14 protein-coding genes, 1 pseudogene and 1 riboswitch are annotated in these 15,166 nt (G+C 35.8%); of the genes and pseudogenes, 12 read left to right on the top strand and 3 right to left on the bottom strand.

Translation table 11 applies throughout. The annotated features are described in order from the left end of the window. The first annotated feature begins 71 nt into the window (after nucleotides 1–71). A riboswitch (SAM riboswitch) is annotated at nucleotides 72–173 on the top strand. 88 nt (nucleotides 174–261) lie between these two features. After that, nucleotides 262–1,467, top strand: a complete 1,206-nt coding sequence (locus ACQKNR_RS26250) for a M20 family metallopeptidase (protein ID WP_427321967.1) — start codon at nucleotides 262–264, stop codon at nucleotides 1,465–1,467. Between the two features lie 115 nt (nucleotides 1,468–1,582). On the opposite strand, the gene ACQKNR_RS26245 is transcribed toward ACQKNR_RS26250, so the two are convergent. Further along, entirely contained in the window at nucleotides 1,583–2,023 is a 441-nt protein-coding gene (locus tag ACQKNR_RS26245) for an Lrp/AsnC family transcriptional regulator (RefSeq protein ID WP_427321965.1), read from the bottom strand. Nucleotides 2,024–2,190: 167 nt separating this feature from the next. Here ACQKNR_RS26245 and ACQKNR_RS26240 point away from each other — a divergent pair, with 167 nt between their 5' ends. From ACQKNR_RS26240 to ACQKNR_RS26200, 9 genes are all read left to right on the top strand, one after another. Next, nucleotides 2,191–2,955: an SDR family oxidoreductase gene (locus ACQKNR_RS26240; RefSeq protein WP_427321963.1), complete on the top strand. Its 765-nt coding sequence runs from the start codon at nucleotides 2,191–2,193 to the stop codon at nucleotides 2,953–2,955. A gap of 257 nt (nucleotides 2,956–3,212) precedes the next feature. Continuing rightward, on the top strand, nucleotides 3,213–3,539 hold the full coding sequence (gene arsR, locus ACQKNR_RS26235) for an arsenical resistance operon transcriptional regulator ArsR (protein ID WP_427321961.1): 327 nt from the start codon (nucleotides 3,213–3,215) through the stop codon (nucleotides 3,537–3,539). 60 nt (nucleotides 3,540–3,599) lie between these two features. Beyond that, nucleotides 3,600–4,037 (top strand): ArsI/CadI family heavy metal resistance metalloenzyme, encoded by a 438-nt coding sequence (locus tag ACQKNR_RS26230; RefSeq protein ID WP_427321959.1) that lies wholly within the window; start codon nucleotides 3,600–3,602, stop codon nucleotides 4,035–4,037. An 18-nt stretch (nucleotides 4,038–4,055) separates the two neighbouring features. Next, nucleotides 4,056–5,096 carry an ACR3 family arsenite efflux transporter gene (arsB, locus tag ACQKNR_RS26225; protein ID WP_427321957.1) on the top strand — a complete coding sequence of 347 codons (1,041 nt, stop codon included), beginning with the start codon at nucleotides 4,056–4,058 and terminating at the stop codon, nucleotides 5,094–5,096. Between the two features lie 25 nt (nucleotides 5,097–5,121). Further along, on the top strand, nucleotides 5,122–5,526 hold the full coding sequence (gene arsC, locus ACQKNR_RS26220) for an arsenate reductase (thioredoxin) (protein WP_427321955.1): 405 nt from the start codon (nucleotides 5,122–5,124) through the stop codon (nucleotides 5,524–5,526). Nucleotides 5,527–5,686: 160 nt separating this feature from the next. Continuing rightward, nucleotides 5,687–6,517 (top strand): GNAT family N-acetyltransferase, encoded by an 831-nt coding sequence (locus ACQKNR_RS26215; RefSeq protein WP_427321953.1) that lies wholly within the window; start codon nucleotides 5,687–5,689, stop codon nucleotides 6,515–6,517. A 96-nt stretch (nucleotides 6,518–6,613) separates the two neighbouring features. After that, on the top strand, nucleotides 6,614–7,213 hold the full coding sequence (locus ACQKNR_RS26210; protein ID WP_427321951.1) for a DJ-1/PfpI family protein: 600 nt from the start codon (nucleotides 6,614–6,616) through the stop codon (nucleotides 7,211–7,213). A 337-nt stretch (nucleotides 7,214–7,550) separates the two neighbouring features. Next, entirely contained in the window at nucleotides 7,551–8,609 is a 1,059-nt protein-coding gene (locus ACQKNR_RS26205; RefSeq protein WP_427321949.1) for an endonuclease/exonuclease/phosphatase family protein, read from the top strand. Nucleotides 8,610–9,037: 428 nt separating this feature from the next. Beyond that, the gene (locus ACQKNR_RS26200; protein ID WP_427321947.1) at nucleotides 9,038–10,552 is read left to right on the top strand and encodes an FAD-dependent monooxygenase; all 1,515 of its coding nucleotides are present in this window, start codon (nucleotides 9,038–9,040) and stop codon (nucleotides 10,550–10,552) included. Between the two features lie 515 nt (nucleotides 10,553–11,067). Here ACQKNR_RS26200 and ACQKNR_RS26195 read toward each other — a convergent pair. Then, entirely contained in the window at nucleotides 11,068–11,700 is a 633-nt protein-coding gene (locus ACQKNR_RS26195) for a sterol desaturase family protein (protein ID WP_427321945.1), read from the bottom strand. Between the two features lie 21 nt (nucleotides 11,701–11,721). Next, nucleotides 11,722–12,405 (bottom strand): GntR family transcriptional regulator, encoded by a 684-nt coding sequence (locus ACQKNR_RS26190; RefSeq protein ID WP_427321943.1) that lies wholly within the window; start codon nucleotides 12,403–12,405, stop codon nucleotides 11,722–11,724. 321 nt (nucleotides 12,406–12,726) lie between these two features. Between ACQKNR_RS26190 and ACQKNR_RS26185 the strand changes: the two are divergent. Then, nucleotides 12,727–13,099 (top strand): annotated as a pseudogene (locus tag ACQKNR_RS26185) (DNA repair protein); the annotation flags it as partial. A gap of 558 nt (nucleotides 13,100–13,657) precedes the next feature. Continuing rightward, nucleotides 13,658–15,166 (top strand): reverse transcriptase domain-containing protein (locus tag ACQKNR_RS26180; RefSeq protein WP_427321941.1); only part of this gene is annotated, 1,509 nt, incomplete at its 3' end.

Below are 15,166 nucleotides of genomic sequence, written 5' to 3'. Positions count from 1 at the left end.
GATAGGAATTCCTTGACTTTTAGTCGGAATGAAATTAGAATGAAAAATAATTTAATATAATTTTATGAAAATTCTTATCACGAGAGGTGGAGGGACTGGCCCTAAGATACCTCGGCAGCGGATTCTATATGAATACTGTGCCAATTCCAGCAAGGTAACTTGAAAGATAAGAAAGAAGCTCATTTTGACTGTATATACAGAAGCCTCTTTCTATCTTTTAGAAAGAGGCTTTTTTACGTGAAAATAAAAGGAGGAAGAAAAATGGGAGCGACAGGAGTAACGTCACAAAGAAAAACAATTGAAGAGAGTATAGAAAGAAATAAGGAAAAGTACATAGAAACAAGTCATGATATTCATGCGAATCCGGAGATTGGTAATCAAGAGTTTTACGCATCAAGAACGTTAAGTTTATTACTAGGTAGTGCTGGTTTTCAGCTGCAGCACAATATAGCTGGACATGAAACAGGATTTATTGCGCGAAAAAGTTCAGGAAAACAAGGACCAGTTATCGCATTTTTAGCTGAGTATGACGCTTTACCAGGGCTAGGCCATGCGTGTGGTCACAATTTAATTGGCACAATTAGCGTTGCGGCAGCAATCGCATTATCAGAAACGCTTGAAGAAATCGGCGGAGAAGTTGTCGTGTTCGGAACACCTGCAGAAGAAGGCGGGCCAAACGGTAGCGCAAAAGCAAGTTATGTAAAAGCTGGTTTATTTAAAAACATTGATGCGGCGCTTATGATTCATCCGAGCGGAAAAACAGCGACAACGAGTCCTTCGTTAGCAGTCGATCCACTTGATTTTCATTTTTACGGAAAAACAGCTCACGCCGCAGCTTCACCAGAAGAAGGGATTAACGCATTAGATGCGGTTATCCAGCTGTATAACGGTATTAACGCACTTCGCCAACAACTTCCGTCAGATGTGAGAATACATGGTGTCATTACTGAGGGCGGAAAAGCACCTAATATTATTCCCGACTACGCAGCAGCAAGGTTCTTCATCCGTGCAGCAACGAGAAAAAGGTGTGCAGAAGTAACAGAAAAAGTAAGAAACATCGCACAAGGAGCAGCATTAGCAACAGGAACAAAAGTGAAAATTCATCAATTCCAAAATGAAATCGATGAACTACTCGTAACAAAAACATTTAATGACGTCGTAGCCGAAGAACTAGAACTACTAGGTGAAGAGGTGAACCGTAAGGAAAGAGTAGGCATCGGCTCAACGGACGCAGGAAACGTAAGCCAAGTCGTGCCCACAATTCATCCGTACATTAAAATCGGTCCAGATAACTTAATTGCGCATACGAATGAATTTAGAGAAGCAGCCCGTTCAGAGCTTGGAGACAAAGCATTAATTACATCGGCAAAAACATTAGCGAATACAGCGTATCGATTAATTACGGAAGAAGGGTTGTTAGAGAAGGTGAAGGAGGAGTTTAGAGAGGTGCAGAGGAATCAGGGGTAGTTGATTAAAGGAGTGGATAATCCACTCCTTTTTCTTTTTTAAGGAAAGTTTGTGCTTATCATCTTAAATAAATTGTTCATTTTCACATTGAGGTGTCAATGCTCTTATACCTTTATCAGAACGACAATTTCTCTTCAAATTCACTCTTTAAAACAATTAAAGGAGATGATAATCCGAATTTCATTAAAGAATCTAAAAATGCAGCGAGAGAATCCATCGAATCACTCATGACCTTCATCATATAATTGAACTCCCCGCTAATTCGATATAAATCTGTTACTTCAGGAGCAGTATTACAAAATTGAATAAAATCAGAGCATTGGCTCGTTTTAAACATGATGAATGCTTGAATGTTTTTATTAATTTTGGAAGGCTCAAATTTCGTTCGGTAAGCCGCTATAACTCCTTGATCTTCAAGCTTGTTAATCCGTTCTTTTACCGCAGGCTGCGTCATTGATATAATCCGTCCTATTTCTGAAACGGAAATTCTCGCATTTTTATACAATAAGTTCATAATTTTATGATCGATTTCATCCAGTTTTACTGCATTTTGCATTGTGTATCCTCCATATTTTATTTTCTAAAGCAAATCGTCAATTATAACTATAATATCATAAGTTAACTAACTGAATTACCTATAAATCTATATTTATAATTACTTGTATTTGCATAAAAATATAAGTATAGGATTTATTAAACGGAAATTTAGGAAGGATGGAAAAAATGAAGAAACTTGATGGGAAAGTAGCGTTAGTAACAGGAGCGAGTCGCGGAATTGGCCGTGCAATTGCAAAGAGATTGGCGAAAGATGGTGCATTAGTTGCTGTTCACTACGGCCGAAATAAAATAGCTGCAGATGAAACGATTAGAGAGATTGAATCTAATGGAGGAAAAGCTTTCTTAATTGAAGCTGAACTTAACTCAATTGATGGTGTCAAAAAGCTAGTAGAAAGATTAGAGAATGAACTGCAAACCAGAATTGGTGCATCAGAGATTGATATTTTAGTAAACAATGCAGGGATAGGTACGCAAGGAACGATTGAAAATACGACTGAAGAAGTTTTTGATGAAATCCTCGCCGTAAACATTAAGGCACCGTTCTTCTTAATTCGGCAAACATTACCATTACTGCGAGCAGAGGGGCGCATTATTAACATATCATCAGCCGAAGTACGACTTGGTTTTATAGGATCAATTGCATATGGTTTAAGTAAAGGTGCACTAAATACGATGACACTTCCTCTAGCTAAACATCTTGGAGAAAGAGGTATAACGGTTAATACAATCATGCCCGGATATACGAAGACAGATATTAATGCGAAATTGCTAGATAATCCAGAAATACGAAATTTTGCTACGAATTCCTCTGTTTTTGGACGAATAGGGCAAGTTGAAGATATTGCAGATGCAGTAGCATTCCTTGCTTCTTCTGATAGTCGCTGGGTAACGGGTCAAATTTTAGATGTTTCTGGAGGGTTTTGTTTATAGAAAAGGAGGGCCTGCCATAGCCATCAGCTTAAAGTTTCGTATTTTGTTAGTTTGATGAATATGGAGCACTACCGTTTGAAAATATATCAAATTATGATATGAACCATAATTTTTCGATTTTGGAAAGGTTACGGTTCTTTTTATTCGCAGAAAACTTATGATAGGAAAAGAGAGTTGTATTTTAATCAAAAAAACTTGATTAATCATTTGCATAAAGAACTCATCAGCGTATATACTATAAATATCAAAAAAACTTGATGAAGGGAGAGTGTATTGTATTGGCACAAGATTTTCAACTGTATGAGAAAAAATTTAAAGCATTGGCTGATCAGAAGCGTTTAGAGATTATGTATGAACTTTGTCAGCGAGGACAGACTTGTGTATGTGATTTAACGGAGGTTTTCGAAATGACTCAATCTAAGTTATCATATCATTTGAAAATCCTATTAGATGCAGGCTTAATTGTCAAAGAAACAAAAGGTACATGGAGTTATTATGATTTAAATGATGCGGAAGTGAATAATTTATTATCAGAAGAATTGTGCTGTATCTTTAGAAAAACAGGCAAAGGTAGCTGTTGTTAAAATTTTGCGTTATTAATCAAAAAAAATTGATTAATAACATGTAAAGGAGAGAAATTAGCTATGAGATATGTTCATGTCGGTATAAACGTTACTAATTTAGAGAAGTCTATTGAATTTTATGAAAAGGTATTTGGTGTATCACCAGCTAAAGTGAAAACAGATTATGCAAAGTTTTTATTAGAGACTCCAGGGCTTAATTTCACGCTGAATGTACGAGATGAAGTGAATGGAAATCAGGTGAATCATTTTGGTTTCCAAGTAGAGACAGCTGAAGAAATTACATTTCATAAAGAAAGATTAGAAAAAGAAGGCTTCTTTGCGCGTGATGAGATCGATACGACTTGTTGCTATGCGGTACAAGATAAGTTTTGGGTAACTGATCCAGATGGTAACGAGTGGGAGTTCTTTTATACAAAAGCAGATAGTGATGTTCACAAAATAGAAGATCCATCTTGTTGTACAACTTCTAACGTAGTAGATAAAAATTCTTGTTGTTAATAGGAGATGGAGAATAAAATGAAACGTTTATCTTTTCTAGATCGATATTTAACAATATGGATTTTTCTAGCTATGGCTGTTGGAATTGGTTTAGGATTTATGTTTCCTAGTGTAGTAGATGGACTGAATACATTACAAGTTGGAACAACGTCTATTCCGCTTGCTGTTGGTTTAATTTTAATGATGTATCCGCCATTGGCGAAGGTTCGTTATGAAGAAATGGGGCGGGTATTTAAAGATGTAAAAGTGTTAGTTCTATCTTTAGTACAAAACTGGATTATTGGTCCGGTACTTATGTTTGTTTTAGCAATTATTTTTCTTCCTGATAAACCAGAATATATGGTCGGACTCATTATGATTGGTTTAGCACGTTGCATTGCAATGGTAATTGTTTGGAATGATCTTGCTGATGGTGATAAAGAATATGCAGCAGGTTTAGTGGCGTTTAATTCGGTATTTCAGATGTTATTCTTCTCAGTTTATGCATACGTGTTTGTAACAGTAATTCCAGAATGGTTAGGAATTGAAGGGGCTATCGTTAATATTACAATGGTAGAGGTAGCGAAATCAGTATTTATCTATTTGGGAATTCCTTTTATAGCAGGTATGTTGACACGCTTTATACTAGTGAAACTAAAAGGAAAACAGTGGTATGAAAAGGTGTTTATACCTAAGATTAGTCCAATTACATTAATTGCATTACTATTTACGATCATCGCTATGTTCTCTTTAAAAGGGGAGATGATTGTTAGCGTACCACTAGATGTAGTAAGAATAGCAATTCCGTTATTCATTTATTTTATTGTGATGTTTTTTGTTTCTTTCTTTATGGGAAGAAAAATTGGTGCAAATTATCCGGTAACAACAACTTTAGCATTTACAGCAGGTAGTAATAACTTTGAGTTAGCGATTGCTGTAGCAGTTGGTGTGTTTGGTATTCATTCGGGTGCCGCATTCGCAGCTGTCATTGGACCGTTAGTCGAAGTACCTGTAATGATTGCACTTGTAAATGTCGCTTTTTGGTTTAAACGTAAATATTTTAATGATCAATCAGTATAAATTTAAAACAAAGGTGGAAAACAACATGGAAAACAAAAAGACAATCTACTTTTTATGCACAGGAAATTCATGCCGAAGCCAAATGGCAGAAGCTTGGGGAAAACAATATTTAGGAGATAAGTGGAATGTATATTCCGCTGGGATCGAAGCACATGGAGTAAATCCAAATGCTATTAAAGCGATGGAAGAAGTAAATATCGATATAACAAATCAAACATCAGACATGATTGATTCAGACATTTTAAATCATGCTGATTTAGTTGTTACTCTTTGTAGTCATGCTGATTCTGTGTGTCCTTCTACACCTCCGCATGTGAATCGTGTTCATTGGGGATTTGATGATCCGGCAGGAAAAGAGTGGTCTGAGTTTCAACGTGTTCGTAATGAAATCGGTGAACGGATTAAACGATTTTCTGAAACAGGTGAATAAATAAAGTAAAGAGCCAATCTTCTATTATATAGGTGATTGGCTCTTTTTACTATACATAGTCACTACTGCATTGGTTTACACAAATTATTGAAAAGATAGAGAATATTCTGCCGGAATGATAAAGTTAGAATAGAACAGTTTCAGGAAGGCGGTTTAACGTATGATTTCTGAATTAAACAAGAATGATTTTTATAGATGTAATAGTTTAGTAAATGAACAAGGTCAATTAGAAGTAAAAGCTGTAATTGCAGGAGTGAATCCTGGTCGTATATTTGTAGATAACATTACTTCTCCTAATTCGGGACTTATTTGGTTAGGTAATAATGATGGCTTCTTTTTTATTGGGAATGCAGAAAATGAAGAGTTTAATAACAAAATAAATGATTTTATCGATAAAGTGATAGTACCTGAAGCAAAGAAGATTGGACTCAATTGTTTTGAAGCAATCGGTAATCATTCGAAGTGGAATAAAACAATCGAAAGGATGTTTAAGCATCGTCAATTAAAGAGTTGGAATCAAAGGGTGTATACGCTAAAAAAAGAGGAATATAAAGATAATCATGAATCTAAAATTGAACAAGGGTATACAGTGCTGAAAATGAGCAAAACTCTTTATGAAAATAATAAAAATTCATTGAAGAACATTGAGTTTTTACAGTCAAAAATTTTAGAGTTTTGGTCTTCACCCGATTGTTTTTTTAATGAGGGAATAGGCTATTGTATTGTTTATGACAATATGATTGTAAGTGTATGTTTTTCAGGATTTGTCTTTGAAAATATACACTGCATAGATATTGAAACAATAGAAGGTCATCAGGGGAGAAAATTAGCTCAAAAGATAGCTCATAGTTTTGTAAAAGATTGTTTGGAGAATGACATTATTCCATATTGGGACTGTATGGAATTGAACAAGTCTTCTGTCTCAGTTGTAGAAAATGTAGGGTTTACAAATGTATTTAACTATGTAGGGTATTATTTTTTATTTGAATAATTTAGGCGTACCTTACAATTTTCACTTTGATAATAAATCGCCGAATTGTTTTATATATCTAAGATTCCCCCAAAAAAGCATGTGAGGTGTTCAAAAATGAAAATACAAATTGTATTGTTTGACGGCTTCGGAGAGCTTGTTTCTTTCGCACCTTTTGAGGTACTTAAAAGAGCGATAGAAGAAGGGGCTCCATTTACGGTTGAACTAATATCAAGTGAACCAAAACGAGAAATTACTACTTCGTTTGGAGTTACGGTTAAACTAAATGATTTTTTACGAATGGATAATCGTCCAGATTTGTTAATTGTACCTGGTGGTGGATGGAATCATAAAGCTGAACATGGGGCACGTAAGCAAGCAGAGATTGGAGCCTTGACCGAAATGATTAGGGAGATGCACAATGAAGGAACAATCGTTGCAGGAGTTTGTACAGGAGGTATGTTACTAGCTACTTCTGGTATATTGAATGGTAAAAAGGCGACGATGCACCATTTGGCGCAGAATGAAATGAGTGAATACGGGGCAGAGCTTCTTAGTCACAGAATTGTGGATCAAGGGAATATTATCACTGCAAGAGGGGTCACTTCAGGACTTGATTTGGGACTTTGGATCACGGAAAGGTTCGCAAGCTCCAAAATTGCAGCTGCCGTTGAATATAGAATGGAATACGAGAGGCGAGGTGTTGTTTGGGGTTAATTTGAATTCTTTTTTTGACCTGAGTGTATATATGTATCTTCAGTCAATCGAATCCTCTTATTACATAAGAAATCCCCTATAGAATAGATTTTTTTCAGTGCCTATTCTATAGGGGATATTATATATTTATTTCTCGGCACAGCTGTTTCTTATGACGAGCAAGCGATTGAAATTGCGACCAAATCAGCGTTCGGCTTCGTTTATATAATGCGTGAATCGTTTTAATCCCTTTTATCGTGCTTGAAGCCTTTAGAGTTACGCTATATATTTTAAACAAAGAAACATATTAAAATATTACATATACAAACTATAAAAAGAGAATAAAGGAGCCCTGAGATTGAAGAAGACAATGAAATGTTTATTATGGGGGACAGGCTCGATATTTGGTGCTTTCACAGCATTTATTACTTATGTGGCAATTAAGGATGTGAAGCATAAGGATGTTGAGAAATTGAAGGTGACCAATAATAACGTGCGTGTTCTTAAAGTTGGAAAAGAGTTTAAGGTGACAACGTTTAATATTGGCTACGGCGGTTTAGATAAAGATCAAGATTTCTTCTTAGACGGAGGGAAAGGTTCGCGTTCTAGTAGTAAAGAGCAAACAGAAAAGAATATTAGTAATATGCTGACTTTCTTACAAAAGGAAGATTCCGATTTTATATTAACGCAAGAGATGGATGAGAAGTCACTTCGTTCATTTGATGTGAATCAGTATAAGGTGTTTCAAGATGGACTGAAAGATCATGCGTCTACGTTTGGTGATAACTTTAATGTGCAGTGGGTGCCGGTACCAATTAAGAAGCCTCACGGATATACGAACAGTGGACTTGGCTCGTTTTCAAAATATAAAGTAGAAGAAGTGACGAGATATCAGCTTCCTGGAAGAGAAATGTGGCTTCGGCAATTATTCGACGTAGATCGAGCGATTGTTGAGCATAAGGTTCCGGTTGATAACGGAAAATATTTACGAATGGTGAACGTTCATTTATCTGCATATGATAAGGGTGGAAACATTCGAAAGCAGCAAGTTGAGTTTTTGAAAGATTATATGAATAAACATTACATAAATGGCGATTATATCGTGCTTGGTGGAGACTGGAATCAACTATTATCTGATGTGCAGTTAAAGGACCCGAGGTTTAAAGAGGACTGGCCAGAGTGGTTAGTACAGTTACCAGAAGATTTCACTGATGGTGGGTTCCAGTGGGCTGTTGATGATACCGTTTGGACAGTTCGTGATAATGTGAAGAGCTATGTCGAAGATGAGAACTTTGTTACGATTATTGATGGGTTTTTAGTCTCTCCAAATGTGGAGATTGTAAGCGTACAAGGGCATGATTTGAAGTTTGAAAACAGTGATCATAATCCGGTTAGCGCAGTGTTGAAGTTAAATTAGCAAGGGAAGAAACGGGTTATGTGTAAGAAGAGTGTAACCATATGTTGTCTGAATTTTTATACAATATAAATAATCTAGGCTCATTCATTTCATTAACCGGTTCCCTACGTATAAGGTGCCGGTTAATTTGTGTCACAGTTTCCTGAAATGATGGGGTAACCCTTCACGGTACAGTGGCTTTTTCTTCCATCAATTCCACAAATGCATCTCGGATGGCTTCTTTTGTACGAACGACTCGTAAATCGTTATATATATCACGCAAGCAATATTCCACCTGAATTTGTTCAACACATTAAGAAAAAATGTCGGATATACGACACATCCATCATTTTTGATTGTTGTTAGGAGTTTTATTCAAGATTATAATTTGAAGTAAAACAAAACAACACGTTGTTCATTATTTTGCTTGAAAATGAGGAGGGAAGTTTATGAAGAATCAATTGTTAATTGTTGGAGCTGGACCAACTGGATTAGTTTTAGCTATTGGACTTACAAAACAAGGAATCCCATTTAGAATTATCGATAAAAATCAAGGTCCGGGAGAAACTTCAAGAGCTATGGGTGTGCAAGCAAGAACATTAGAGTTCTATCGTCACTTTGGGTTTGCAGATCAGGTCGTACAAAAAGGAATTAAATTTGTTAATATGCAATTTTATAGGAATACAACATTGAAGGCTAAATTTAACTTTGAGAATATGGGGGAAGGCCAAAGTCGATATCCTTTTATGCTAAGCTTCCCACAAGATGAACATGAAAAGTTTTTAATTGAACAGTTAGAAGCTAAAGGGGTCCATGTAGAATGGAATACTGAGCTTGTATCATTTAATCAGAAAGATGACCATGTGAACGTCGTTACAATACAGAATGGTGTTGAAGAAAAGAATGTTTATAGTTATTTGTGTGGATGTGATGGTGCACATAGTTCAGTAAGAAAAGGATTAGACTTGAATTTTCCTGGTGGCACATATAAACAAACTTTTTATGTAGCAGATGTACAAACTGAAAACAGAGAAAATATTGGTTTTCAAATGAGGCTTTTTGAAGATGGATTGATGATTGTTATGCCAATTCGTACTTCTGGATCTTTACGTTTAATTGGAATAATACCTGAGGATTTAATGAAAGAAGAAAACAAAGAATCCGGTTTTTCTTTAATTGAACCATATATAAAGAAAAACACGGAATTAAAGATTACGAAAGTGAATTGGTATTCAACATACAAAGTACACCATAGGGTAAGTGAACATTTTAGAAAAGGACGTGTTTTTATTGCAGGAGATGCTGGACATATACATAGTCCAGCAGGAGGACAAGGAATGAATACGGGTATTGGTGATGCAGTAAATTTATCATGGAAACTTGGGGCTGTGATTCAAGGAAAAGCTGATGAATCTATTCTAGATTCTTATGAACAAGAAAGAATACAATTTGCCAAAACTTTAGTCGCAACGACAGATAGAGTATTTACTTCTATTGTTGGTAACGGCGTATGTAAAAAGTTCAATCGCAAATACTTAATTCCAGTTATTATCCCTAGGATGACTAAGTTTTCAATAGTTAGGAAAACGATGTTTAAAGTTGTTTCGCAAATACGGATTAACTATCGAAACAGTAGGCTCGCTAAAGGGAATGTAGGTAAAATTCACGGAGGTGATCGTTTACCATGGATTCCTTTTGAGGATACCGATAATTTTGCACCACTTGAATCTTTTGATTGGCAGTTACATGTATATGGAGATGTAACTCCTGATTTAAGTAACTTTGCAAAAGATAATAATCTTCTTTTGCATACATTCCCATATATTCAAGGAGTACAGAAAGCAGGTATTAAATTTGGTTCTGTTTTTCTAATTAGACCTGACGGTTATATCGCATTGGCAGATGAAACTCAAAATATAAGTAGTATGGAAGAGTACCTTAGAAAAAATAAATTTAAATTTTAATTTATCCCGCTATTTGCGGGCAGTAAGACTCCCACCTCAAAATTCGGCGACCGCAAGGGAGTTAGGTGGGAGATTAACTGCCCGTAAAAGCCCGATTGGTTCAACTAATAATCAGTGGGGGATGGACAAAACCCCCACTGATTAAAGTTTCACTTTATTAATAGTAGATTTGTTAGAAAGGGTAATCATTTATTTGATAAATGGATGTGAAACAGGAAGTAGATAGAAAGATACTTCTAGTGATTTTATACTTAAAATGTAGGGAGATTGAACAAAGTTATGGGGAATGAAAAAGAAATTAGTTCCGCTAAATTAATATGGAAAATGACACGATGTTAAGAGAAATAGAGAACAAAGCGGATGCATTTTTCGGTAAGAAAAACCTTCAAACGAGCCTTATGCAATCTATTACCATGCTTACTACACAATAGGAAAAAATCCCTGTCACGCCCTGAGAAATGTCGAAGCTGCAAAATTCATTCGACATTTCCAGGGTGATGACAATGGATTATTTTTTATAATTCTATTTTCTGATCACCACGTTTTTCTAAATTTTTAGCAGTTTTACTTTGGGCAACATCCTTTTGGTCTTTAAAGGTGCCCATGAGAAAATCATAGGCGGGGTTCGTAACACCATACCAGTAATTTTCATTTTTGAAGTGATGCCATAAATGAACCTTTTTCATCCAGCGCCCCCATGGTGATATTGGTTGAAGGGGGCGATGCGCGATATAATGCTTCCACTCATAAAATAATAAAAAGAGCATAATACCCGCAATAAATGCGTTTGTCATGACAAAGCTGGATGAAAGAAAATAAAAAATTGCGCCTGCAATTGCAATGTTTGGCACACTATACCATAAGGGTAAAAATAATAAATGTAATTCATTCGGATTTGTATGGTGGTCATAATGTAGGCGCTTAAGCATTTTTAATAAAAATGCATTCTTTGGTGGCTTTAGATGAAAAATAAACCTGTGAGTAGCGTACTCAGCTAAAGAATACATAATCATTCCCAAAATAAAAGTACCCCAAATTCCGATAGAGTTTACATGTAGAATCATAAATCCAAAGCTAATGAGGAAAAGACAGCTCATGATCAATATATCAGGGTAGGAAAAATATTCTTTAAAATATTTTAGTTTCATTTATCACGCCTCCAGCTTTCTTTATTTTTCTCTATCTTTCCAGAGAGCCAAGCTTTTCTCCATTGTTGTCTTACTCAATCTTTCCGCTTCCATTGCATCTCCCTTTAATGCAGCTTTTAATAATTCGTGATAATAGTTGAAGGACAACCCACGATGATCTTTTACAGAAAAATATCTTTTCGCCATATCTACATAAATGGAATCGAAGCTATTTAAAATGAGTAGAAAGATCGGATTGGCAGCAAGCCCAGCACACCTTTTTTGCAAATCCCAATCAAATGCTGCATAGCTTTCTGCACTATCTTCAAGCTGCTCAAGATTGGCAAGGAGAGCAACCACTTTAGGTTGATTAAACGTAACAGCATCACGAATATAAGTCGGAGTCAACGAACTTCTAAATTCTAATAAGTACATAATAAATTCATCTGTAATGGCATGATGATTCTCAACAATATTAATAAGTGTCGTTAGATTCCCATTGCTCCAATAATCATTAATAATCGCTGGCATGCCTTTTCTCCCTGTTATCCATCCACTCCTTCCTAAACGTTGAAGCGCCTCCCGAATAGTTGGGCGACCAACACCAAATTCTTTCGCAAGCTCTCTTTCAGGCGGTAAAGTACTTCCTACAGAATAAACACCAGCCAATATGGATCTAATTAATTCATTCTCAATTTTATCTGAGGAGCGTTCCTTTTTTTTCAAGCTATCGTCTCCTTTATTTTATGGTAATACAGGTTAAAAACATTGGTAATACCAAAAATTATATAATGAATTTGAATTTTCTGTCAATGAAAAGGAGCAAATTTTTATAAATAGAATTATCGAACAAGCCCGTAAACTACGTAGTAGGATGGAAAATAATTGCTTAAATGTGTTGTTAGGGTAATTATAAAAGAGAAAAAAACTCCTTTAGATATACAACGGAGAACCGTATCATATCTAAAGGAGTTTTTTATTCAACCTTATGAAAATTATTAGTTTTAGCAACCACATAATTTATAAGAATGTATGTTAGAATATCTGTTCAAAATCGATGAATTTTTTATGGATATGACCGCAAGTATTCATTTATTTGCGGATAACCCATAGGAGTTCGCAATAAAGTTCAAGCGAGAAATATATGAACGTACGCGAATAGAAAGTACGATTGGTATCGGTCCAAACTTATTATTGAGTAAAGTAGCGATGGATGTTGAGGCGAAAAAGAATAAAGATGGAATAGCGTAGCGGACGTATGACGATATACCCGAGAAGTTATGTAGTATTAGACCATGGGGGTATATCGTATAAGACTGAAATGAAATTGAATCGGAAAGGCATACATACAATTGGAGAATTAGCGCAGTATCCTTTGAAATATGTAAAGCAATCTTTCGGTGTAATAGGAGAAGAATTAGTGCGCCCGTAAGGGGTATGTTTGAATCTGTCAATAGCAAGACAGCAGGATATATTGCAACGCCTGTCATCACCTAACTTATCCGAGAGGGAAACCAAACGGGGAGTGTAGCATGTTAGGAAAGCCATAAGTTGGCTAAGTACTAAGCCACGACTGAATGGCGAGATGAGACTTGTAAACAAGGATGAAAGTTATACTACTTGAACGATAACCCAAGCAGTCCCATCGCCGGCTACAGCGGAAAGTACTTACAAACGCTGTATAATCTTAGGAAATTAGTAATGCAGTTCTACTAATCTCAGCAATACGATAGATTAGGCAATCCTAGTAAAGGATAAAAGGTGAAAGTCGCATCCGACATTACAAATTGCTATGTCAACATACATCTAAACGGGGATTACCTAAATCAGGAAGCCCATAGGGCTATAGTTTTCTGGAACTTGAATACCTGATATGGTAACGGAGTTCTCGTAGTAGTCAGAGATGGGGAAAGCCTATTACAAGGCGAAGGAGAACAGCTTATCCAGCTATATACACGATGGAAGGAGCGTGAGGCTCATGAGAAATCCAGATGATGTATTAGGCAGTCTAGTAACAAAGTCTAACAATAAAAACTATAAATATAACCGTCTTTACAGAAATCTATACAATCCAGCCTTTTATCTAAAAGCCTATACAAATATTAGTTCTAATCAAGGAAATATGACAAAAGGAACAGATAGCAAAAACATCGATGGTTTCAGTCTGGAAAAAATAAATATCCTAATAGAATCGTTGAAAGATGAGAGTTATCAACCACACCCATCCAAGCGAGTCTTCATACCTAAAAAGAATGGTTCAAAGCGTCCCTTAGGTATACCAACATTCAAGGATAAACTTCTACAAGAAGTTATTCGAATGATACTCGAAGCCATATATGAAAAGAGTTTTAAGGAAAGTTCACATGGTTTTCGTCCCAAGCGGAGTTGTCATACTGCTTTATACAAAGTACGTAAAACGTTCACTGGAGTAAAATGGTTCGTTGAAGGCGATATTAGTGGTTTCTTCGATAATATCGACCACCATACACTTATAGCACTATTAAGAAGAAGGATAACTGACGAGAAATTTATTCGTCTAATATGGAAATTTCTACGAGCAGGATATCTAGAAGAATGGAAATATCAAAGTAGCTATAGTGGCACCCCACAAGGGGGGATTATCAGCCCACTTTTATCTAACGTTTATCTAACAGAATTAGATACATTTATGGAGGAGTACCAAAAAGAGTTCTCTAAAGGAGATAAAAGGAAAACCACAAAATCCTACAAACGTCAGGAGTACTTAACATACAAACACAGGAAACAACTAAAGGAAAACTGGGAACAACTCACAGAACAAGAAAAGAAACAAGGTGTTATAAAATATAAATCCTTAAAGAAAGAGTCGCTTAAAATTCCTTATGGAGACCCTATGGACGACTCATACAAGAGAATCCAATACGTCAGATACGCGGATGATTTTCTTGTAGGGATAATTGGTAATGAAGCGGATGCGGTAAAAGTTAAAGAAGATCTAACGAACTTCTTAAGAGACAAGCTAAAACTTGAATTGTCACAAGAAAAAACACTAATCACGCATAGCTCAAACAAAGCTAGATTCTTAGGATATGACATCATGGTAAGTAGAAAGTTAGATACTAAACGTGATAAAAATGGTTTCTTAACCAGACATCAAATTATGAGATGTAAACTGTATCTTCCTTCGGAAAAATGGATTGAAAAGCTCAAACATTATGGAGCATTGCGCATAATGGCAGATGGGAAATGGAGAATACGACACCGCACTTATCTCTTAAATAACGATGAACTAGAAATACTAAACACGTACAACATGGAAATAAGAGGATTGTACAATTATTACAGCCTTGCAGAAAACGTTTGTACACTCCAGAGTTTCCACTACTTTATGAAATATAGTTTCGCCAAAACACTAGCTGCAAAACATAAAATGTCTGTAGCTAAGGTGATGACAAAGTATAAGGTTAAAGGACATTTAGCTATTCAATACCAGGCAAAATCTGAGAAA

The sequence above is a fragment of the Bacillus sp. NPDC094077 genome, from assembly GCF_050279465.1.
Classification (GTDB): Bacteria; Bacillota; Bacilli; order Bacillales; family Bacillaceae_G; genus Bacillus_A.
Note: the sequence above shows the minus strand (reverse complement) of the source record. Positions and strands in the feature narration are given on the sequence as shown.